Genomic DNA, 381 nt, shown 5'->3' on the forward strand with positions numbered 1-381 from the left:
TCCCCAGACTGTCTGGATCAACACTCGAGATGCCCGAGCTAAAGGTATCACCAATGGCGATCAAGTCTTTGTTTACAACGACCGCGGTACCATCCGGCTACCGGCCCGTGTCACCGATCGTATTGCACCCGGCGTTCTCTCAGTGCCGCAGGGCGCTTGGTACCGCCCCTTGAGCAACACAAAGGTCGCCCCGCCAAGCAAGGCCAATCCCAAGCAACCGGTCGACATCAATGGAGCCATGAATACTCTCACCTCGCTGCACCCCTCGCCGCTAGCGAAGGGTAATGCGGTGCACACAACGATCGCCAATGTGGAGAAAGCATGAATACCCCGCCCCCACGGGAAACCAGTCAACCGCGCATAAACGCGCCAACATTGAGG

General features: G+C 58.3%; 1 protein-coding gene. It reads left to right on the top strand.

Going from position 1 to position 381, the window contains the following annotated elements; translation table 11 throughout:
- Positions 1–325 (top strand): molybdopterin dinucleotide binding domain-containing protein (locus tag KJQ99_RS11475; RefSeq protein WP_284467066.1); only part of this gene is annotated, 325 nt, incomplete at its 5' end.
- Between the last annotated feature and the right edge of the window lie 56 nt (positions 326–381).

Source organism: Campylobacter sp. 2018MI13, assembly GCF_018501135.1.
Lineage (GTDB): Bacteria > Campylobacterota > Campylobacteria > Campylobacterales > Campylobacteraceae > Campylobacter_E.